Consider the following 4,209-nt stretch of genomic DNA (forward strand, 5'->3'; position numbering starts at 1 on the left):
CTTAGCGGTGGCCTGCAATCACTGTTGAGAATTGCTTTCAGAAGCGTTTGTAGGAGCGTTGGATTTTTCAGCCGGCTCCTGGAAGTAGTAGTCGTATTTCTTGTGCAGGTCGTTGGTGAAGGTCCAGGCCTCGCTGTAGGAAAGGCCGCTGTCTTCCGGCAGGATGACTTTCACGTACAGCCCGTCCGCATGCTGTTTTTTCAGCCTGGCCAGGGCCTTGTCCAGCTGGCTGCGTGACAACGCCCTGAATTCTCCCGTGTGACCGTCGCGCCATTCGATACGGGGTTTCCCGCCTTTCTTGAAGTAGCGGACTTCCACCAGGTGACGACCCTTGGCGGAACGGGCAGGGCGCACCAGCTTGTCGTAGCGCACCTTCAGGGTGTCGTATTCGTCGGCCAGCACCAGGTATTTCTCTTCCACGGTCTGGCGTTCCTCCCGGGTTGCCGCCAGCTGCTGCTCCTGGTTGCTCAGCTTGTTCTTGAGCACGGCAATCTGCAGGCTCTGCCGGTCGAGCTGTTCTTTCAGCCGTGCATACTGTTGCTGAAAATCTGCCAGCTGCCGCCTGGACAGGGTTTCCTTCGCCCTGGCGGCGGTGACGGCCTTGTCGGCCGCCTGCTTGTCCAGCATGAGCTGGGTTGCCCGCTGGGTGAGATTGTTGCGTTCTTCCAGCAGGGTTTTCAGCTGCCGGTCACGGTCGGCAACGGCGCGGGCGCGCACCTTGTTCTGCTCCTGCAGGCGCAGCACCTGAAGCTGCAGTTCGTTGACGCGGGTATCGGCAGCCTGGAGCTGCTCCATGGCAGTATCGAGCCGGCTGGCCAGGTCTGCCTTTTCGGCGCCGGTGGAGCGGGCCAGTTCCACCGCTTGGCGCTCGGCCTCCATGGTGGCGCGGATCTCCTTGACCAGCTCCATGTTGCGCAGCAGCACCACCACCATGGAAATGAGGAAGATCATCATGATCACGGTCATGACATCCGTGAAAGAGGGCCAGAAGCTTTCGTTGCCCTGCTTGTCCTGGTTGTTCAGGCGCAGATCAATGAAGCCGCCGTGTTCGTTCATTCGTCGTCCCGGAGGCGGAAGCCGCGCCTGAGCAGTTTGATGACGGCACTCATGTCCCTGTTGCTTTCATCCATCTGGCTCTGGTATTCATCCACCGTGGCCAGCAGTTTGGCCTCGGCCTTGGTCACCACCTTCTGCGAGACCTGCATCTGCTTGACCAGGGACTGCAGCGAGCGCACCAGCCCCGTGAATTCATACAGGGTGGTTTCCTGTTCCACCACGAACATCGGTGCCAGGTAGGTCGTGGTGATCTGTTCGATGGCGCTGAGCAGATTGGTCTGGGCATCGGTGAGCTTGAGGTAGAAATAGCCGTAGAACAGGTAGCAGACGATGGCGGTAATGGTGGTGGACAGCGCCGTGGACATGCCGTGTATCACCAGCCCCATGCCGCCGACATCCACCGCGTTTTCCAGCAGATCGGAAGCGCCCAGCAATGCCAGGGACAGGGATACGATGGTGCCGAACACGCCGGTGAGTATGAGAATGTTGCTGATGTATTTTGGCAGGCTGGTGCGCGTGCTTTCATTGGCCAGCAGGGTGGCGGCCAGGGCGCCCTGGTTGATGGGTGTGCTGGCGTCGAACAGACGTTCCATCACCAGATAGCGACGGGCGATGATACTGTTGAGCGGCACCTGGTCCAGGGGGTTTTCGGCTTCCTCTTCCTGGTTGCGGATGAAGCGGCTGGTGGCGGCTTCTTCGCGGCTGTAGGAAAGAAAGATGGCGATAATGCGCAGGATGCCCACCAGGAACAGCGCGACAATGGCGCCGTTGATGATCCAGCCGGTAGCCGTCAGCTGGTCCTTGAAATAGACGGTCTTGATCAGATCGAATTTCCATATCGAGATACCGGCGAGGATAGCTGCCAGCAGCAGCATGAGTAACAGGGTATTGCGGCTGAAATGGCTGCGAAATGTAATAATCTGCAAGAATTCCGACCTCTGGGCGTTTCACTCCATATGATTACCGATGTTAACACATGCAGCGACAGGGAAAGATACCGGCGGGATCTGCTGGACATCTACCAGGCAGCTTTGCAGTCCGTCCACGGTGAGCGGGCGGTTGCCCGCTGGCTGAGCCAGTCAGACGGGGCATCTTTTGCCATGGCGGCCATCGGCAAAGCGGCGCCGGCCATGATGCAGGGGGCATTGCGGGCACTGGGGGAAAGGCTGCTGCAGGGGCTGGTCATCACCCGAAAAGGCTATGCTGATCCTCGGTTTGCATCTCATGAACGGATCATTCAGATGGAATCGGCGCACCCGGTGCCGGATGAAAGCAGCCTTGTTGCGGGGCAGGCGCTGCTGGACTTTATCCGGGATCAGCCTGAAAAACAGCCCTTGCTGTTCCTGATCTCCGGTGGTGCGTCCAGCCTGGTGAAAGTGCTTTCGGCAGGCATTTCCCTGGATGACCTGCAAAACCTGAACCGCTGGCTGCTCGGCAGCGGCCTGGACATTCATGCCATGAACAGCCTGCGTTGTAGGATTTCCGAAATAAAGGGTGGCGGGCTGCTCGGGTACATCGCGCATCGGCCCACGACGGTGCTGCTGGTGTCTGATGTGCCCGGCGATGATCCTGCCGTTATCGGCTCGGGGCTGCTGTTTCCGAGCCCACAGGGGAAGCTGCCAGCGCATCTGCCTGAATGGCTGGCTGCACTGCCGATGAGACCGCCTGTACCGGAGCAGACAACCGTGCCTCAGCACCATCTGGTTGCCACGTCGGCACAGGCCGTTGCTGCAGTGGCGCAAAAGGCCCGGTCGTTGGGCTATGTGGCCCATGCCGGGTACCCCCCGATGGAGGGAGATGCCGCAGAGCAGGGGGCAGCGTTTGCCCGCTCGCTGTCGGAAGCCCCGCCGGGGGTTCATGTCGTCGGGGGAGAGACCACGGTGGTATTGCCGCCGCATCCGGGGCGCGGTGGCAGAAACCAGCATCTGGCGCTGGCGGCTGCCCGGGAGATTGCCGGGCGAGACGACCTGCTGGTTCTGGCGGCCGGCACCGATGGCAGTGACGGTCCGGGGGAGGACGCCGGCGCCCTGGTCGACGGCAGCACCTGGCAGCGCGCGCGGGACGAGGGATTCGACCCGGCGCTGGCGCTCGAACAGGCAGACAGTGGCAGCGTGCTGGAGGCAACAGGTGATCTGATCTCCACCGGCCCTACGGGCACCAATGTCATGGATCTGCTCATCGGACTGAAAGTGCCGGAATCCGGCTGAGATCGTCATGTCACGATTGCAGCCTGGTTCACGAATGTCTGCCTGAACTTTTGCTAGATTGCTGCCATAGATCCCCGGTTTATCGCAGTCCCTCATGATCAGACAGAATCTTTCAGCCGCCATCCTTGTCAGCCTGTTGTGTTGCCATACTGTATTTGCTGCCGACTATCACATCGGTCCGGGGCAGCCCCTTTCCCGCATTGCCGATGTGCCCTGGAACGATCTGCAGGCCGGCGATCATGTCTTCATTCACTGGCAAAGCACGCCATACAGGGAGAAGTGGATCGTGTCGGGTCTGGGGACTGCCGCGCAGCCCATCGTTGTTTCCGGTGTGCCGGGCCCCACGGGGCAGTTGCCCGTCATCGACGGCAGGGATGCGCAGACACCGCGTAATATCAGCTACTGGAATGAGTCTCGCGGTGTGCTCAAGATCGGGGGCGATCTCAATCCCAACGAGGTGCCACCCACGTACATTGTGATCGAGAACCTGGATATCCGTTCCGGTCGTCCACCCTATGGCTTTGCGGATGATCATGGATCGGACCAGAACTATGCCAGCAATGCTGCTGCCCTGTATGTTGAAGTGGCACAGCACCTGACCATCCGGAACTGCATCCTGCGGGATTCGGGAAACGGCCTGTTCATCGGCGTGAATGGCGGCAGAACCCAGGACATCCTCATCGAGGGAAACCGCATTTACGACAACGGCATCGAAGGTTCCATCTACCAGCACAACACTTATACATCAGCCCTGGGCATCATCTATCAGAACAACTACCTGGGGCCGCTGAGAGACGGGGCCGAAGGCAACAACCTCAAGGACAGGTCGGCGGGGCTGGTGGTGCGCTACAACTGGATCGAGTCCGGCAACCGGCAGCTTGATCTGGTGGATGGCGAGGATTCTGCTGCCGTGGTCGATCACGCGGACTACGGGAAAACCTTCGTC

4 protein-coding genes are annotated in these 4,209 nt (G+C 60.1%); 2 read left to right on the plus strand and 2 right to left on the minus strand.

From position 1 onward, the window contains the following. Window positions 1-18: 18 nt before the first annotated feature. Both ACOCD2_RS13430 and ACOCD2_RS13435 read right to left on the minus strand, forming a co-directional pair. On the minus strand, window positions 19-1,056 hold the full coding sequence (locus ACOCD2_RS13430; protein ID WP_293645409.1) for a hypothetical protein: 1,038 nt from the start codon (window positions 1,054-1,056) through the stop codon (window positions 19-21). Then, complete coding sequence (locus tag ACOCD2_RS13435; RefSeq protein WP_293645407.1) at window positions 1,053-1,982, minus strand: hypothetical protein; 930 nt, start codon at window positions 1,980-1,982, stop codon at window positions 1,053-1,055. Before ACOCD2_RS13435 ends, ACOCD2_RS13430 begins: the two co-directional genes overlap by 4 nt. 30 nt (window positions 1,983-2,012) lie before the next feature. Between ACOCD2_RS13435 and ACOCD2_RS13440 the strand changes: the two genes are divergently transcribed. Together ACOCD2_RS13440 and ACOCD2_RS13445 are read left to right on the plus strand one after the other, a co-directional pair. After that, window positions 2,013-3,263: a glycerate kinase type-2 family protein gene (locus tag ACOCD2_RS13440; RefSeq protein ID WP_293645405.1), complete on the plus strand. Its 1,251-nt coding sequence runs from the start codon at window positions 2,013-2,015 to the stop codon at window positions 3,261-3,263. Window positions 3,264-3,357: 94 nt separating this feature from the next. After that, window positions 3,358-4,209, plus strand: an 852-nt coding sequence (locus tag ACOCD2_RS13445; RefSeq protein ID WP_293672780.1) for a right-handed parallel beta-helix repeat-containing protein, incomplete at its 3' end; no start/stop codon positions are given.

Source organism: Thiolapillus sp. (genome assembly GCF_048562965.1).
Lineage (GTDB): Bacteria > Pseudomonadota > Gammaproteobacteria > Chromatiales > Chromatiaceae > Thiolapillus > Thiolapillus brandeum_A.